Genomic DNA, 15,257 nt, shown 5'->3' on the forward strand with positions numbered 1-15,257 from the left:
AGCTGCTGTCAAGCAAAAAGAGAAAGATCGTTCTATCATTTACTTCATGGCAACACGAACCACATCTGCAGGCGCTTCCGTCGCACGCGAGAAGCTCGTCGCCGCGGCATCCGACCTCTTCTACCGCGAGGGCATCCACGCCGTGGGGGTCGACCGCATCATCGGCGAGGCCGGCGTCACGCGCGCCACGTTCTACCGCCACTTCCCGGGCAAGGAGGACCTCGTCGAGGCCTACCTCGACGTCGAGGACGCCAACATCCGCGGTGCGTTCGAGCGGGCCGGCGAGGTGACCGACGACCCCGAGCAGCTGCTCGAGTTGGTGATCGAGGGCCTGGCCGACGACGTGGCGCGCCTGCACACCCGTGGCTGCCCGTTCATCAACGCCGCGGCCGAGTACCCCGAGGCCGACAGCGGCGTGCGGGTCGCGGTGGGGGAGCACCGCGACTGGTTCCGCGGCACGCTCGAGGCGCTGCTCACGGGTGCCGGCCGCCCCGACCCCGCGATCGCGGCGGGACAGCTCGTGCTGCTCCGCGACGCCGCGATGGTCGGCGGCTACCTCGACGGCTGGGAGCGCGTGCGCCCCGCGTTCGTCGACGCCGCCAGGCACGCGGCAGGGCTCGCGGCGTGAGCCTGCGGCATCCGGAAACAGGAACGGGCAGCACGCGGCATCCGGAAACAGGCGGGTCTACGGCGTGTCGGGCGAGGCGTCCTGTTCTCGCGGCAGCGGACCGGGCGGTTGTCGCGGGGCGACGGAAGGGCGAGTGGATGTCGCGGACCGGCGGGGTGGCCGAGCGGATGTCGCGGGCCGGCGCTGTGGCGATCTGTTGCGGGTCGACTCGCACCGCTCAGGTCGCGGCGCTATCGTCGAGGCATCCGTCTCGTCGCCCCGTCGCGACGCGATCGTGATCGCCCCCGTGACGACCGGCCGATTCAGGCCGCTCGTGCCTGCCCTCCGAGAGGACTCCACCGCGCGATGACCGAGACCGCCTCGAAGACCTCGCGCGCCGTCGAGTGGGTGAAGGCGCGTCGGCGTCTCGTCGGCTGGACCGCCCTCATCTCCGTCGTGGTCGTCGTGGTGGTCGTGCTGATCGCACGCTGGCTTCGCCAGAGCCCGGCCGGCGAGGACTTCATCACGACCTACCCCGGCATCGTGCCGCCGCCCGAGGGCACGCCCGTCGGCATTCCGGCTTGGCTCGGCTGGCAGCACTTCCTCAACGTGTTCTTCCTGGTGCTCATCGTGCGCACCGGATTCCAGCTGCGATCGAAGCAGCGCCCGCCGGGCTTCTTCACACGCGACAACTCCCGGTGGCCGCGCACGAAGCGCGCGCCGCGCCGGCTCGGCATCTTCCTCTGGCTGCACCTCTGGCTCGACGCGTTCTGGGTGCTGAACGGCGTGCTCTACATCGTGCTGCTCTTCGCGACCGGCCAGTGGCTGCGCATCGTGCCCACCGACTGGTCGGTCGTGCCGAACGCGATCTCGGCCGCGCTGCAGTACGCGTCGCTCGACTGGCCGACCGAGAACTCCTGGATCGTCTACAACTCGCTGCAGCAGCTCGCCTACTTCGCCGTCGTCTTCGTCGCGTCGCCGCTCGCGATCCTCACGGGGCTCCGGCTCTCGTCGGTCTGGCCGCCCGAGGGGCGCCTCGCGCGGGCGGTGCCCGAGCGGCTCGCACGCGCGGTGCACTACCCGGTGATGCTCTTCTTCCTCGCCTTCACGTTCGTGCACGTCGTGCTCGTGCTCACCACGGGCGCGCTGCGCAAGCTCAACCAGATGTACGCGGCCCGCGACGCCGACGACTGGATCGGGTTCGTCGTGTTCGCGGCATCCGTCGTCGTCATCGCCGTGGCGTGGGTGCTCGCGAAGCCGCCGCTCCTGAAGCGCATCGCCGCCAAGGGCGGAGCAGTCCGAGGCTGACGCAGTCCGAGGCTGACGCGGTCGGTGCCTGCGGGTATCGTGCCGGGCGTGGAGCTCATCACGAACGACCGCCTCGACGACCTCGAGCGCGAGCTCATCGGGCGGGTGCGCGGTCGCGTGCTCGAGATCGGCGCGGGCGACGGCGAGAACTTCGGCGCGTTCCACCCCGACGTCGCGTGGACCGGCCTCGAGCCCGATGCCGGTCGCCGCACGGAGCTCGCGACCCGGGCGCGCGAATGGCGGCACGCGTCGACCCCGCTCGACGCGACGGCCGAGCACATCCCGTTGCCCGACGCCTCGGTCGACGCGGTCGTCGGCACCTACGTGCTCTGCTCGGTGACGGATGTCGCGGCCGCACTCGCCGAGGTTCGCCGCGTGCTCGTGCCGGGCGGCCGGGTCGTGTTCGTCGATCACGTGGCCGCGCCGCGCGGCACCTTGAAGCGCGCGCTGCAGAACATGGCGACCCCGCTCTCGACGTGGCTCGACCACGGATGCCACTGGAACCGCGACCCCGAGCCGGAGCTCGCGGCCGCCGGGTTCACCGGCGCCGACGTGCGTCGCCTTCGCGTGCGCTCGATGCCGTTCGGCCCGGTGCCCGTGCTGCTCTACGAGGGCGCGGCTCCCGCGCCGGTCGAGTAGCGGAGCGCATCGAGACCCGGTTCGTCGGCGCGGGTCTCGATACGGCGCGAGCGCCTATTCGACCGGCGGCACCGGCGGCGTCGCCGCTCGCGCGGCCACGTCGTCGAGCACGCTGCGGGCGAGCATCGTGGCGCCGGCGACGGCCGCCGGCATGGTGAAGATCGCCCCGAGCGGCACCATGAAGCAGAGCTGCGTCGCGATGCCGAATCCGAGCAGGCGCACGCGGTGTCCCCGCAGGAGCGTCCGGCGCACGTCGGCCGGGATGCCCCGCGACTCGAATGCGCGCCCGGTGAGCTCCCAGGCGAGCAGGCGCCCTGCGAGCACGACGCCGAGCACGGGGGCCAGCACGCCGCCGATGAGCGGGATCAGGCCGCTGAGCCCCACCCCGATCGAGACGAGCACGCCGAGCGCGATGAACGAGACCGCATCGCCGGCCGAGCGCCAGAAGCCGATGCCGTCGCCGGTGGGCTCTCCGCCGAGATCATGCTCGACGGCGAGCCAGATACGCTCGTAGAACGGGTCGCCGACCATGAGGGTGAGCCCGGTGAACGTCACGGCGGCGAGCACGGTGGCGCCGCCGAGCAGGAGCGCGCCGATTGCGGTGCGGGTGAGCGTCGCCCACGGCTCGACCCAGCCGGCGGCGAACGGCGTCGCCCACACGGTGATGGTCGGCAGGCTGATGCCGAGCGCGACCAGGGCGATCAGCACGAACACCCACACGATCGCCGCGGGCACGAGTCCGAGCAGCATCGCGCCCGGCTGCCGACGCCAGAAGCCGAAGCCGCGCAGCAGCATGCGCACGCCGAGCAGGAACCGTTGCACCATCGGGGAACAGCCTAGGCTGGCCCGGTGACGGCCAGCCGCCGCAGCACCCACCCCGATCGAGGAGGCCGAATGCCGAGCCCAGTGCCGATCGCGCTCGACGTCCACCTCGCCGACGGCCGCGTGCTTCGCGCCTACGACACCGGTCCGGTGGCGGATGCCGCGGGCGGGCGAGTGCTCATGTGGCACCACGGCTCGCCGCAGACCGGCGCCCCGCTCGAGCCGGTGGTGGCCGCGGCGGCGGCGCGCGGCATCCGCGTGATCTCCTACGCCCGGCCCTCGTACGGCGGATCGTCGCCGCGGCCGGGCCGCGACGTCGCCTCGGCGGCCGACGACGCGGTGGCGGTCGCGGATGCGTTCGGCGTCGACCGGTTCGCGAGCATGGGCGCCTCGGGCGGCGGCCCGCATGCGCTCGCGGGCGCGGCGCGGCATCCGGATCGCGTGACCGGCGTCGTGACCCTGGCGGGCATCGCCCCGTTCACCGACCGCTTCGACTGGTTCGCCGGCATGCGCTCGCCGGGCGGACTGCACGCCGCGCAGCAGGGGCGCGCCGCGCGCGCACGCTTGGCCGAGGTCGACGAGTTCGACCCCGAGCAGTTCCTGCCGGTCGACTTCGCGGCCCTCGACGGCGCCTGGTCCGACCTCGGGGCGGATGTCGCGAAGTCGGCCGCGTTCGGCGACGACGGGCTCATCGACGACGACGTCGCGTTCGCGAACCCCTGGGGCTTCGAGCTCGCCGAGGTCGCCTCGCCCGTGCTCGTGGTGCAGGGCGAGGGCGACCGGGTGGTCCCGCGCACCCACGCCTCGTGGATGCTCGCGCACCTGCCCGACGCCACGCTCTGGATGCGCCTCGACGACGGGCACGTCTCGGTGCTCGGCGTCGTGCCCGACGCGATGGACTGGCTGCTCGCGCGCTGACCCGAGCCGCACCAGACTGGGTCGCATGAGACCCCGATGGACGCCGCTCGCGATCACATACCTCGTCATCAGCATCGCCGGACTCGTCGCCGCGATGACCTTCAACGTGCTCGCGGCGGTCGCGATGCAGGACTTCCTCGCGGCGTGGTTCGGCGGCGGGCCCGCCGTCTCGTCGCTCACCGTCGACCTGCTCGGCGTGGCGGTGGCCGGCAGCATCCTCATCATCGTGGAGGCGCGGCGCCTCGGCATGCGCTTCGGCTGGCTCTACGTGGTCGGCTCGGCGCTGACCGCGTTCACCTTCACGTTCCCGCTGTTCCTCGCGATGCGGGAACGGCACCTCGCCGGGCTCGACGCGGCGGCACGAGAGGGCTAGGCGCCGAGCGAGTCGAGTGCCGAGACGAGGTCGCGGTACAGGTCGTCGACGTGCTCGAGGCCGACCGAGAGGCGCACGAGGCCGTCGGGAATGGTCGGCTGCTCGAGCTGCCAGCGACGACGGCGCTCGAAGGTCGACTCGACGCCGCCGAGGCTCGTGGCGTGCACCCACAGCGCGGTGCGCTGCACGAGCGCGTCGGCGGGCTCCTTGCCGCCGTGCACCACGATCGAGATGATGGCGCCGAAGCCGGGGTAGCGCACCTCGTCGAGGGCGGGGTGGCCCTGCAGGCGTGCGGCGAGCTCGGCGGCCGAGGCCTGCGCGCGCTCGAGTCGCACGGGCAGGGTTCGCAGGCCGCGCAGCGCCAGGTAGGTCTCGAAGGGCCCGGGGATCGCGCCGAACATCGACCGGTAGGCCGTGACCTTCTCGGCGAGTTCGTCGGTCGCGGCGACCACGGCGCCCATGAGCACGTCGCTGTGGCCCGAGATGTACTTCGTCGCCGAGTGCACGACGAGGTCGGCGCCCGACTCGAGCGGACGCTGCAGGAGCGGCGTCGCGAACGTGTTGTCGACGGCGACGAGGGCGCCGTGCTCGTGCGCCGCGGCGACGAGCGCCGGGATCTCGGCGAGCTCGAGCGCGGGGTTCGTGGGCGACTCGATCCAGACGAGCGCGGCGCCCTCGATGGAGGCGGCGACGGCGGCCGTGTCGCTGATGTCGACGTAGACGACCGAGAGGCGGCCCCGCACCGCGAGCTGGTCGAGCTGCGCGACCGTGCCCGTGTACGAGTGGCGGGGCGCCACGACCGTGCCGCCCTCGGGAACCAGGTCGAGCACCGCGGTGATCGCGGCCATGCCCGAGGCGAAGGCGACGGCCCGGCCGCCCTCGAGCCCGCCCAGCGCCTCCTCGAACGCGGTCCACGACGGGTTGCCGTAGCGCGCGTACTCGAGGTCGCCACCAGCGACGTACGTGGAGGTGAGGTGCACCGGCACGTTCATGGGCTGGTCGGGCACGTGCGGCGGCCGACCCGCGATGATGAGCCGCGTCTCGGGGTGCAGCGCGGGCGCCGCGGTCGTCGGTTCGTGCACGGTGGCCTCCGGAAAGCGCAGGGGTGGGATGCCACGGCAACGACGTGCGCGGCTCCGCCAGCGTAACCCGGCCGCCGCCTGCGAGACGACGCGGGATCGATGCAGCCCGCCGCCGCCCGGCGCAAGGGGGTGACAACCACCCGCCCGCCGCCCTAGCGTCGGAGCATGACCTCTGACGTTCGCACCTCGACGGTTCCGCGCAGCATCGGCCGCTGGTTTCTCGCCGGCAGCCTCGTCTTCGCGGGGGTGAGCCACCTGTTCTGGGCGCGCAAGGAGTTCCGCGCGCAGGTGCCGACCTGGGTGCCGATGGACGCAGACGGGGTCGTTGTCGCCTCGGGTGTCGTCGAGGTCGCGCTCGGCTCGGCGCTCGTCGTGCTGCCCAAGGAGCGCCGCCGCATCGGCTGGATCGTCGCGGCGTTCTTCACCGCCGTCTTCCCGGGAAACATCGCGCAGTGGCGCGAGCGCCGCGACGCGTTCGGCCTCACGACCGACCGGTCGCGATTCGTCCGGCTGTTCTTCCAGCCGCTGCTCGTCGCGCTCGCGATCTGGTCGACCAGGCCGCCGAAGCGCTGACGCCGGGGCGCGCTCCGAGCGGGAGCACGCCGCCGGGGCGCTGATGAGCGCCGAGCGCTCAGCGCGGGGCGCGGATGAGCGAGATGATCGAGGCGAGCAGCCCGATGCCGCCCACGGCGGCGATCAGCCCGAGCACCGACCAGATCACGGCTTCAGTCGACATGGCGCACTCCTTCGAGATGGTGCAGATGGTGCTCCCATTCTGGCGGCACGACCCGCATCGGTAAAGGCCCGTCGGCGGCGGGTCCCGGGCGCGACAGCGGCGACGCCAGCGACCGGATAGGTGAGGCTCGCCTAAAAAGAAAACCGGTCTTGATCTGGGGAAAAGCGGCGCTTGTTCATGGCGGATCTCGGATGCTCGGGCGTAGCATCACCGGTACCCAGCCGAGTCACGTGGAGGCCACCATGAGCATGACCCTCGATGAACTGCCCGCCGTCGCCGAGTGTTCGGTGAGCGGCTGTTCGTACAACGACCACTCGCACTGCCACGCCGCGGCCGTCACCATCGGCGGTGCCGTCGGCGATGCCGAATGCGCGACCTTCATTCCGCTCGGCGTTCGCGGCGGCCTCGACAAGGTGGTCACCCACGTCGGCGCCTGCCAGCGTTCCGAATGCGTGCACAACAGCTCGCTCGAGTGCACCGCGCCCTCCGTGCGCATCGGCGCCGGCTCGGTCGACGACGCCGACTGCCTCACCTACGAGGTCGCCTGAGCGCCTGAGCGCCTGAGCGCCTGAGCGCCCGAGCGCCTGAACCTCGAGCCTCGAGCCCGGCGTGCGCTGGCGCGCCGGGCTCAGCCGTGCTCGCGCAGGTACGCCAGCTGGGCTCGAACGGAGGCCTCGGCAGCCGGCCTGACCGCGGCATCCGTGTCGGCGTAGACCGTGTCGACGACGCGCGCGACCGTCGCCGGATCGGCCGGGTCGGCGCCGAGCGAGGCGAGCACCGCCCGCACCTGGTCGAGCCGCTCGGCGCGGTGCGCGAGGTACTCGTCGCAGATCTCGGCGAGGTCGCGCAGCACCGGCCCGTGCCCGGGCAGCACGGCGACGTGGCCGCCTCGCGAGCGTGCCATGGCGCGCAGCCGCTGCAGCGACTCGAGGTACGGCCCGAGCGCGCCGTCGGGATCGGCGATGATCGTGGTTCCGCGACCGAGGATCGTGTCGCCCGTGAGCACCGAGCCGTGCGGCGAGTCGTCGGCGAGCCCGAAGCAGACCGAGTCCGCGGTGTGACCGGGCGTGAGCAGCACGTCGATGGCGAGGCCCGCGGCCTCGATGCGCTCGCCGTCGACGAGCGGGGCGCCGTCGATGCAGAACGCCGCATCGACCGCGCGCACCGGGGCGCCGACGAGCTCGGCGAACCGCGCCAGCCCGTCGCGGTGGTCGGCGTGGTGGTGGGTGAGCAGCACGAGCTCGACCGGGCCCAGGGCCGCGAGGCGCTCGAGGTGCCCCTCGTCGAGCGGTCCGGGGTCGACGACGACGGCCCCTGCGGCTCCGGGCGCCCGCAGCACGTACGAGTTCGTGCCGTCGAGCGTCATCGGTCCGGGGTTCGGCGCGAGCAGGCAGGTGGCCAGGCTCGAGACCGATGAGGGGCGGATGCCGCGGCGAGCGTGGTGGGGCAGCGGGTCGGCCATGTCCCGAAGTGTACGCGCGGGCCGACGGTGCCGGTGGGGCGCGGGCTCGCCCGGTGCGGTTTCGCGCGCTGCGTCATAGTGTGGAGGTCATGTCCGCCGAGCTCGACGCCGTGATGCGCGACACGGTCGACGGCTCGGCCGCCACCGTCGTCCTCCTCCGAGACGGAGAGCGCGGGGTCGAGGTGCTCCTCGCCGAGCGCCCCCAGCGCGGCTCGTTCGCCGGCGCCTGGGTGTTCCCGGGCGGCGCCGTCGATGAAGCGGATGCCGCCGGCGGCCCGCTCGGCGACGAGGCCGCCGCGCGCCGTGCCGCCGTGCGCGAGACGTACGAGGAGGTCGGGCTCGTGCTCGGCCTGCAGGAGCTCGTGCCGTTCTCGCACTGGACCCCGCCGCCCGGATCCCCGAAGCGCCTGCGCACCTGGTTCTTCGCCGCCCGCATGCCGGAGGGCGAGCTCGTGCTCGCACCAGACGAGGTCGTGCGGGCCGAGTGGTTCCGCCCGATCGACGTGCTCGAGCGGCATGCCGCCGACGGCATGACGCTGTGGCCGCCGACCTGGGTGACGGTGCACGGACTCACCGACGCGGCATCCGTCGACGAGGCGCTCGCCGCGCGCGCGGCCGGTGAGGTGCGCCCGTACGTCTCGCGCTACAGCGACGATCGCACCGCCGTCATCTGGCAGGAGGACGAGGCGTTCGACGGGGAGCGCCCCGACACGCACGCCGTGCCCGACGGGGCACCCGAGGCCCCGGGCGCGCAGCACCGGCTCAACGTGGGCAGCCTCCCGTGGGTCTACACGAACACCCTCGGCGCCGGGAGCTGAGCACATGACCGACGTCACGGTCGTCGGCAGCGGTCCCAACGGGCTCGTGGCCGCGGTGGTCGCGGCACGCGCCGGGCTGTCGGTGCGCGTGCTCGAGGCGTCGTCGACGCTCGGCGGCGGCGTGCGCACGGCCGAGCTCACGCTGCCCGGATTCCGGCACGACGTCGGATCCGCGGTGCATCCGGCGGGCCTCGCGTCGCCGGTGTTCCGCCGGCTCGGGCTGCTCGAGCGGGTCGACTGGATCGTGCCCGAGGCGTCGTACGCGCACCCGCTCGACGGCGGTCGAGCCGGCATCGCCTGGCGCGACCTCGACCGCACCGTCGACGGGCTCGGCGCGGCCGGCCACGCCTGGCGCCGGCTCGTCGCGCCGCTGCTGGCGCACGAACGGGGCGTCGTGCAGTTCACGGGCTCGCAGTTGCTGCGCGTGCCGCGCGACCCGGTGGCGGCCGTGCTGTTCGGGCTGCGTGCACTCGAGCAGGGCGTCCCCCCGCTGTGGAACCTCAGGTTCGGCGGCGGAGTCGGCGCCGAAGCGCTCGACGGCGAGGTCGCCGAGGCGCTGCTCACGGGCGTCGTCGCGCATGCCCCCGGGCCGATGCCCTCGCTCGCCTCCGCGGGCGCCGGCCTGCTGCTCGCGATGCACGGCCACGGCGTGGGCTGGGGCTTCCCGCGCGGCGGATCGCAGGCCATCGCCGACGCGATGCTCGACGAGCTGCGCGAGCGGGGTGCCGAGATCGTGACGGATGCCGCGGTCGAACGCCTCGCCGACGTGCGCGACTCGCGCGTGGTGCTGCTCGACACGACCCCCGAGCTGCTGCTCGGCGAGGACCTCCCGCCCGCGTACCGGCGTGCACTGCAGCGCTACCGGTACGGCTCGGGCGTGGCCAAGGTCGACTTCGCGCTCGACGGACCGGTGCCGTGGGCGAATCCACTCGTCGCCCGCACGGCGACGGTGCACCTCGGCGGGACGCGCGCCGAGATCGCGGCGGCCGAGAACGCCGTGCACCGCGGGTTCCAGCCGGGGGTCGGCGGTGCGCCGCGGCATCCGTACGTGCTCGTGACCCAGCCGAGCGTGCTCGACCCGACCCGCGCACCGGCGGGAAAGCACGTGCTGTGGGCGTACACGCACGTGCCCGCCGGGTCGACGTTCGACGCGACCGAGCTGATCACGGCCGAGGTCGAGCGGTTCGCGCCCGGGTTCCGCGACCTCGTGCTCGCGTCGGCGTCGAGCAGCGCGGCGCAGATGGCCGCGCGCAACGCGAACCACGTCGGCGGAGACATCTCGGCCGGGGCGCTCACGCTGACCCAGCTCGTCAAGCGGCCCGTGGTCTCGCCGGCGCCGTGGCGCACGCCGCTGCCCGGCGTCTACCTCTGCTCGAGCGCGACGCCGCCCGGCCCGGCCGTGCACGGCATGAACGGCTGGTTCGCGGCGAGGCTCGCCCTGCGGGAGCGGTTCGGGGTGCGGTGATCCCGGCATGCAGTGGCAGGACTGGTTCGGCTGGTTCGATGCGCACGACTCCGAGATCGCCCGCGAGGTGCTGCAGCGCGGGGTCGCCGCGCTCGCGCTCGTCGCGTTCGTCTCGACGCTGAACCAGTTCCGCCCGCTGCTCGGCGAGCACGGCCTGCTGCCCGTGCCCGAGCTGCTTCGCCGCGCGTCGCGGCTGCGCGGTCCGAGCGTGTTCCGGTGGGGCTACATGGATCGTCGGCTCGTGGTCGTCGCGACCGCCGGCGCCGTGCTCGCGGCATCCGTGGTGCTCGGGCTGCCCCAGCTCGGGCCGCCGTGGGTGCCGCTCGTCGTGCTGCTCGCGACGTGGCTGCTGTACCTCTCGATCGTGAACGTGGGGCAGACCTTCTACGGCTTCGGGTGGGAGATGCTGCTCTGCGAGGCGCTGTTCACCGTCGCGTTCCTCGGCTCGCAGCAGGTGCCGCCGCCGATCACGATCGTCGTCGCCGTGTGGTGGCTCGTGTTCCGCCTCGAGTTCGGCGCCGGCATGATCAAGATCCGCGGCGGGCGTGAGTGGCGCGACCTCACGGCCCTCATGTTCCATCACGAGACCCAGCCGATGCCAGGCCCGCTGAGCCGGCAGGCGCACCTGCTGCCGGCGTGGTTCCACCGGGGCGAGGTGCTCGGCAACCACGTGGCGCAACTCGTCGTGCCGTTCCTGCTCTTCGTGCCGTGGATCGGCCCGGTGCCCGTCGGCGCGATCGCCGCCGCCGTGGTGATCCTCACGCAGCTCTGGCTCATCGTCACGGGCAACTTCGCGTGGCTCAACGCGATCACCGTCGTGCTCGCGGCCGCCGCCATCCCCGATTCGGTGTGGCACGCGGCGATCCCGGCGATCCCGGCGACGCTTCGAACGGATGCCGCGTCGTCGCCGCCGTGGTGGATCGTCGTCGTGCTCGCGGCATCCGCCCTGCTGCTCGTGCTCAGCTGGTGGCCGCTGCGCAACCTGGTGTCGCGGCGTCAGCTCATGAACGCGAGCTTCAACCGGTGGATGCTCGTGAACGCCTACGGCGCGTTCGGCACGGTCACGAAGCGCCGCATCGAGATCGTCGTCGAGGGCACGCTCGACCTCGCGCCCGACGATGCCGCCGAGTGGCGCGAGTACGGCTTCAAGGGCAAGCCCGGCGACGTGCGCGCGATTCCGCGGCAATGGGCGCCGTACCACCTGCGGCTCGACTGGCTCATGTGGTTCCTCCCGCTCGGGCGCATGTGGGAGCCGTGGTTCGAGGTGTTCCTGCTGCGCCTGCTCGAGGCGGATGCCGCGACGCTGCGCCTGCTCGCACGCGACCCGTTCGGCGGGGCGCCGCCCAGGTGGGTGCGGGCCCGCGCGTACCACTACCGGTTCTCGACCAGGGCGGAGTTCCGCGAGACGGGGGATCGCTGGGTGCGCACGCTCGAGGGCGAGGTCACGGGGCCGGCGTCGCTGCGGGGCTGAGACGGGTCAGGCTGTTGCGGCCTCGTCGACCGGGCGATGTTCGACATCGTCGACGTGCGCCGCGGGCATGGCGATGCCGCCCGCGATCGTGACGACCGCGGCGACGAGCACCGCCACGAACACGGCGGTCGACGCCGCGTGGATCGCGACGGGCGACTGCTCGCCGAGGCCGGACCGCGCGATCACGCCGTTGGCGACGGCGCCGAAGATCGCGACGCCCACCGCGCTGCCCATCGACCGCAGGAACATGTTGGCGCCGGTGACGACGCCGCGTTCCGACCACGGCACCGACGACTGGGCGGCGATGAGCGTGGGGGAGGCGACGAGCCCGAGCCCGAGGCCGACGACGAAGCAGGCGATCGCCGTGGTCCAGACGTTCGGCGTGAGGGAGGCCGCGACGAGCGCCGCCGAACCGAGCACCGCGACCGCGAGGCCGATGAGCGCCGTGCTGCGGAACCCGATGCGCAGGAACAACCGGCCGGACTGGCTCGCGGCGATCGGCCAGCCGAGCGTCAGCGCGGCGACGGCGAGCCCGGAGACGATCGGGCTCGCCCCCGCGGTCGACTCGAGGAAGGTCGGCACGTACGAGGTCAGCCCGATGAGCACCGCGCCGACGCCGAGCGAGATGAGCGAGGTCGTCACGATGAGGCGGCGAGAGAAGACCCAGAGCGGCAGCACGGGTTCGGCAGCCCGCCGTTCGATGAACACGAACGCGACGAGGAGCAGCGCGCCGATGGCGAACGCGCCGATCGACTGCCACGAGAGCCACGCCCAGGCCTGGCCGCCCTCGAGCACGGCGAGGATCAGCAGCGTCGAGGCGATGGTCAGCACGCTCGCACCCGCGTAGTCGATGCGGTGCTTCTCGCGTGCGACGGACTCGTGGTAGCTGCGGATCAGCATCCACGCGGCGAGCAGGCACAGCGGGATGTTGACGAAGAAGATCCAGCGCCACGACGCGAACTCCGAGAACAGGCCGCCGAGCGTGGGGCCGACCACCGAGGAGATCGCCCAGACGCTCGCGACGTAGCCCTGCACCCGAGCCCGTTCGCGCACCGTGTAGATGTCGCCCGTGATCGTGATCGACACGGGCAGCACGGCGCCGGCGCCGAGGCCCTGCACGGTGCGGAAGACGATGAGCGAGGTCATGTCCCACGCGAAGCCGCAGAGCACCGAGCCGACGAGGAAGAGCCCGATGCCGATGAGCATGATCGGCTTGCGGCCGACGGTGTCGGCGAGCTTCGCGTAGACGGGCACCGAGACGGCCTGCGCGAGCAGGTAGATCGAGAACAGCCACGGGAACTGCGTGAACCCGCCGAGATCGGCGACGATCGACGGCACCGCGGTCGCGAGGATCGTCGAGTCGATCGCGATGAGGCCGGTGGCCAGCATGACGGCGATCAGCACGGGCCCCCGCTCGGAGCGGAATCCAACGGCTGTCGTCTCGGCCACGTTCACCCTTTCGCGTGCGGGAGCCCCGGCGCCCCTCGCGTGGGTGCGGCGGGCAGCCACACCATCGGTGCAACGCTCGCGGCCGGGATCCATTCCCGACTCGGGCATCGGATGCCGCGGCATCCGCTTCGACGTCGCCGCGCGCCCCTCGAATCCCTAGACGGTCTAGTTACCAGTCTGCGTAGGATGTCCGCATGGGTGAACCGCGGTCCTCGCACTACTGGTACGCCGACGACCGCACCCGGAGCAGCGTCGCGGTGCTCGACGCCCTGCGCGACTATCGTGCCGCGGAGTCGGCGATGCGACGCCGTACCCGCTCCGCGATGCGCATGGGGGAGACCGACCTGCTCGCCATCCGGTTCCTGCTCAAGCAACGATCGGCCGGTCGCATGGTGAGCCCGAAGGACATCGCCGCGTACCTCGGCATCTCGACGGCGTCGACGACCGTGCTCATCGACCGGCTGGTGCGCAGCGGGCATGTCGAGCGTCGACCGCATCCGACCGATCGACGCGGACTCGTCATCGCGGCGACGATCGACAGCGACGACGAGGTGCGCACGACCCTCGGGGACATGCACCGACGCATGATCGACGTCGCCGAGTCGCTCACGGCCGATCAGGCCACGGCCGTGCTGCGCTTCCTGGATCTCATGCGGGAGGCCGTCGACGGCGTGCCGACGCCCGACGAGCAGGCGGATGGCGCGAGCGGCGCCTGACCCCGACGCCGCGAGGACATGCGGCGGTCGCGTTGTCAAGGCCCTCCGGGCGCGAATTTCGTTAGATAAACTAGCGAAAACGCAGAGGGCAACCGGTGCGTGCGCCATCCGTTCGCGACGTACGACCGCAGGAGCCCCAGCATGACCGATCCGATTCCAGCCGACCCGGTGGTCGACCCGCCGACCAGACCTCGCTACGACGTGCTCGGTCACCTCGGCTCCGGCGGAATGGCCGACGTGTATCGAGCCCGCGACACCGAACTCGGACGCGAGGTCGCGATCAAGCTCTTCCGCGACGAGAGCGGCACGATCGCCGACCAGCAGCGTCGCGAACGCGAGATCCACCTGCTGGGAGTGTTGAGCCACCCCGGTCTCGTCGGCGTCCACGACGCCGGCACCATGGTGCACGACGGGCGCCCCCGACGCTTCATCGTCATGGAGCTCGTCGAGGGCCGCTCGCTCGAACACCGCCTCGCGCGGTCGCCGATGAAGCCGCGTCAGGTGGCGGACCTCGGCGCACAGCTCGCCGACGCGCTGAGCTACGTGCACGCCCGGTCGATCGTCCATCGTGACGTGAAGCCCGAGAACGTGCTGCTCGACGAGTCGCCGGCGCTCGGCTACACGCTCATGGCCAAGCTCGCCGACTTCGGCGTCGCGCAGTTCGTCGAGGGCTCCCGCCTGACGAACGACGGCGCGATCATGGGAACGGCGGCGTACATCTCGCCCGAACAGGCGCGCGGCGAGCCGGTCGGCACGCCGAGCGACGTGTACTCCCTCGGCCTGGTCCTGCTCGAAGCGCTCAACGGCGAACGGGAGTACACCGGCACCCCGATCGAGGCGGCTCTCGCCCGACTGCACCGGCCTCCGGTCGTGCCAGAGGAGCTCGGCGCCGAATGGCAGGACCTGCTCCTCGCCATGACCGACGACGACCCGGCGGCCAGGCCGAACGCGCACGACGTCGCCGCCACGCTGCGCGACCTGATCCGCTCGATGATCATCGAGGGCCGAGGCAAGCGCGGGAGCGGCGGCGAGCGCAGCCGCAGCCTCGCGAGGACTCGCCGGACGCGCACGACCCGCAGGGCGGGCGCGACCCGCTCGGCGCGCACGACGGGCTCCCTCCGCACGACGGGCGGTCTTCGCACGACCGGCGGTCTTCGCACGACCGGCGGTCTTCGCACGACGGGCGGCGCGCGGGCGAAGGCCTCGAATCGCACGGCGCGAGTGGCCATCGTCGCCAGCTCGGTGGCGGGCGTGCTCATCGTCCTCGCCGCGCTCGTCGTCGGCATGGTCGCCGGTGTCACGGCCCTCTGACGGCCCGGGTCGCGGTCGGCTCGCGGGCCCGGCAACGGATCGCCCGCGGCATCCGCTCGCGCCGATCGACCCGCTCGCGG

The 15,257-nt window shown here is 72.7% G+C and carries 16 protein-coding genes; 12 read left to right on the forward strand and 4 right to left on the reverse strand.

The annotated features are described in order from the left end of the window. The first annotated feature begins 46 nt into the window (after positions 1–46). The 3 genes from ASE68_RS04615 (at position 47) to ASE68_RS04625 (ending at position 2,554) form a co-directional block, all read left to right on the forward strand. Positions 47–628, forward strand: coding sequence for a TetR/AcrR family transcriptional regulator (locus ASE68_RS04615; protein WP_055855572.1), 582 nt, complete (start codon positions 47–49; stop codon positions 626–628). Between the two features lie 345 nt (positions 629–973). After that, a complete protein-coding gene (locus ASE68_RS04620) occupies positions 974–1,915 on the forward strand; it encodes a cytochrome b/b6 domain-containing protein (RefSeq protein ID WP_055855575.1) in 942 nt (313 codons plus the stop codon). Positions 1,916–1,963: 48 nt separating this feature from the next. Beyond that, positions 1,964–2,554 (forward strand): class I SAM-dependent methyltransferase, encoded by a 591-nt coding sequence (locus ASE68_RS04625; RefSeq protein WP_055855577.1) that lies wholly within the window; start codon positions 1,964–1,966, stop codon positions 2,552–2,554. Between the two features lie 54 nt (positions 2,555–2,608). On the opposite strand, the gene ASE68_RS04630 is transcribed toward ASE68_RS04625, so the two are convergent. Further along, complete coding sequence (locus tag ASE68_RS04630) at positions 2,609–3,379, reverse strand: EI24 domain-containing protein (protein ID WP_055855581.1); 771 nt, start codon at positions 3,377–3,379, stop codon at positions 2,609–2,611. A gap of 69 nt (positions 3,380–3,448) precedes the next feature. Between ASE68_RS04630 and ASE68_RS04635 the strand changes: the two genes are divergently transcribed. Together ASE68_RS04635 and ASE68_RS04640 are read left to right on the forward strand one after the other, a co-directional pair. Next, the gene (locus tag ASE68_RS04635; protein ID WP_055855583.1) at positions 3,449–4,294 is read left to right on the forward strand and encodes an alpha/beta fold hydrolase; all 846 of its coding nucleotides are present in this window, start codon (positions 3,449–3,451) and stop codon (positions 4,292–4,294) included. Positions 4,295–4,319: 25 nt separating this feature from the next. Then, positions 4,320–4,667: a DUF2834 domain-containing protein gene (locus tag ASE68_RS04640; protein ID WP_055855585.1), complete on the forward strand. Its 348-nt coding sequence runs from the start codon at positions 4,320–4,322 to the stop codon at positions 4,665–4,667. On the opposite strand, the gene ASE68_RS04645 is transcribed toward ASE68_RS04640, so the two are convergent. Next, positions 4,664–5,749, reverse strand: coding sequence for a PLP-dependent aspartate aminotransferase family protein (locus ASE68_RS04645; RefSeq protein ID WP_235480762.1), 1,086 nt, complete (start codon positions 5,747–5,749; stop codon positions 4,664–4,666). The genes ASE68_RS04640 and ASE68_RS04645 overlap by 4 nt on opposite strands. 165 nt (positions 5,750–5,914) lie before the next feature. Here ASE68_RS04645 and ASE68_RS04650 point away from each other — a divergent pair, with 165 nt between their 5' ends. Further along, positions 5,915–6,322 carry a hypothetical protein gene (locus ASE68_RS04650; RefSeq protein ID WP_055855588.1) on the forward strand — a complete coding sequence of 136 codons (408 nt, stop codon included), beginning with the start codon at positions 5,915–5,917 and terminating at the stop codon, positions 6,320–6,322. 405 nt (positions 6,323–6,727) lie between these two features. Beyond that, a complete protein-coding gene (locus ASE68_RS04655; RefSeq protein ID WP_055860705.1) occupies positions 6,728–7,033 on the forward strand; it encodes a DUF1540 domain-containing protein in 306 nt (101 codons plus the stop codon). A gap of 80 nt (positions 7,034–7,113) precedes the next feature. Here ASE68_RS04655 and ASE68_RS04660 read toward each other — a convergent pair whose 3' ends face one another. After that, positions 7,114–7,947 (reverse strand): MBL fold metallo-hydrolase, encoded by an 834-nt coding sequence (locus ASE68_RS04660; RefSeq protein WP_055855591.1) that lies wholly within the window; start codon positions 7,945–7,947, stop codon positions 7,114–7,116. A gap of 89 nt (positions 7,948–8,036) precedes the next feature. Here ASE68_RS04660 and ASE68_RS04665 point away from each other — a divergent pair, with 89 nt between their 5' ends. The 3 genes from ASE68_RS04665 to ASE68_RS04675 are packed head-to-tail and all read left to right on the forward strand — an operon-like array spanning position 8,037 to position 11,701. Then, positions 8,037–8,765 carry an NUDIX hydrolase gene (locus ASE68_RS04665; RefSeq protein WP_157421546.1) on the forward strand — a complete coding sequence of 243 codons (729 nt, stop codon included), beginning with the start codon at positions 8,037–8,039 and terminating at the stop codon, positions 8,763–8,765. 4 nt (positions 8,766–8,769) lie between these two features. Then, positions 8,770–10,230: an NAD(P)/FAD-dependent oxidoreductase gene (locus ASE68_RS04670; RefSeq protein ID WP_055855594.1), complete on the forward strand. Its 1,461-nt coding sequence runs from the start codon at positions 8,770–8,772 to the stop codon at positions 10,228–10,230. Positions 10,231–10,237: 7 nt separating this feature from the next. Then, positions 10,238–11,701 carry a lipase maturation factor family protein gene (locus tag ASE68_RS04675; protein WP_055855597.1) on the forward strand — a complete coding sequence of 488 codons (1,464 nt, stop codon included), beginning with the start codon at positions 10,238–10,240 and terminating at the stop codon, positions 11,699–11,701. 6 nt (positions 11,702–11,707) lie between these two features. Here the strand turns inward: ASE68_RS04675 and ASE68_RS04680 are convergent, their stop codons facing one another. Further along, positions 11,708–13,150 (reverse strand): MDR family MFS transporter, encoded by a 1,443-nt coding sequence (locus ASE68_RS04680; RefSeq protein ID WP_055860709.1) that lies wholly within the window; start codon positions 13,148–13,150, stop codon positions 11,708–11,710. A gap of 194 nt (positions 13,151–13,344) precedes the next feature. Between ASE68_RS04680 and ASE68_RS04685 the strand changes: the two genes are divergently transcribed. Together ASE68_RS04685 and ASE68_RS04690 are read left to right on the forward strand one after the other, a co-directional pair. Next, positions 13,345–13,866, forward strand: coding sequence for a MarR family winged helix-turn-helix transcriptional regulator (locus ASE68_RS04685; protein WP_055855599.1), 522 nt, complete (start codon positions 13,345–13,347; stop codon positions 13,864–13,866). A gap of 141 nt (positions 13,867–14,007) precedes the next feature. Further along, positions 14,008–15,177, forward strand: coding sequence for a serine/threonine-protein kinase (locus ASE68_RS04690; RefSeq protein WP_055855602.1), 1,170 nt, complete (start codon positions 14,008–14,010; stop codon positions 15,175–15,177). The last annotated feature ends 80 nt before the right edge of the window (positions 15,178–15,257 follow it).

Origin of the sequence: Agromyces sp. Leaf222 (assembly GCF_001421565.1) — a bacterium.
Lineage (GTDB): Bacteria > Actinomycetota > Actinomycetes > Actinomycetales > Microbacteriaceae > Agromyces.

What these genes read in the sequence shown, in the direction of transcription:
- ASE68_RS04615 (WP_055855572.1), top strand. Translation starts at nt 47, where the DNA reads ATGGCAACACGAACCACATCTGCAGGCGCTTCCGTCGCACGCGAGAAG.
- ASE68_RS04620 (WP_055855575.1), top strand. Translation starts at nt 974, where the DNA reads ATGACCGAGACCGCCTCGAAGACCTCGCGCGCCGTCGAGTGGGTGAAG.
- ASE68_RS04630 (WP_055855581.1), bottom strand. Translation starts at nt 3,379, where the DNA reads ATGGTGCAACGGTTCCTGCTCGGCGTGCGCATGCTGCTGCGCGGCTTC.
- ASE68_RS04635 (WP_055855583.1), top strand. Translation starts at nt 3,449, where the DNA reads ATGCCGAGCCCAGTGCCGATCGCGCTCGACGTCCACCTCGCCGACGGC.
- ASE68_RS04640 (WP_055855585.1), top strand. Translation starts at nt 4,320, where the DNA reads ATGAGACCCCGATGGACGCCGCTCGCGATCACATACCTCGTCATCAGC.
- ASE68_RS04650 (WP_055855588.1), top strand. Translation starts at nt 5,915, where the DNA reads ATGACCTCTGACGTTCGCACCTCGACGGTTCCGCGCAGCATCGGCCGC.
- ASE68_RS04655 (WP_055860705.1), top strand. Translation starts at nt 6,728, where the DNA reads ATGAGCATGACCCTCGATGAACTGCCCGCCGTCGCCGAGTGTTCGGTG.
- ASE68_RS04660 (WP_055855591.1), bottom strand. Translation starts at nt 7,947, where the DNA reads ATGGCCGACCCGCTGCCCCACCACGCTCGCCGCGGCATCCGCCCCTCA.
- ASE68_RS04665 (WP_157421546.1), top strand. Translation starts at nt 8,037, where the DNA reads ATGTCCGCCGAGCTCGACGCCGTGATGCGCGACACGGTCGACGGCTCG.
- ASE68_RS04670 (WP_055855594.1), top strand. Translation starts at nt 8,770, where the DNA reads ATGACCGACGTCACGGTCGTCGGCAGCGGTCCCAACGGGCTCGTGGCC.
- ASE68_RS04675 (WP_055855597.1), top strand. Translation starts at nt 10,238, where the DNA reads ATGCAGTGGCAGGACTGGTTCGGCTGGTTCGATGCGCACGACTCCGAG.
- ASE68_RS04685 (WP_055855599.1), top strand. Translation starts at nt 13,345, where the DNA reads ATGGGTGAACCGCGGTCCTCGCACTACTGGTACGCCGACGACCGCACC.
- ASE68_RS04690 (WP_055855602.1), top strand. Translation starts at nt 14,008, where the DNA reads ATGACCGATCCGATTCCAGCCGACCCGGTGGTCGACCCGCCGACCAGA.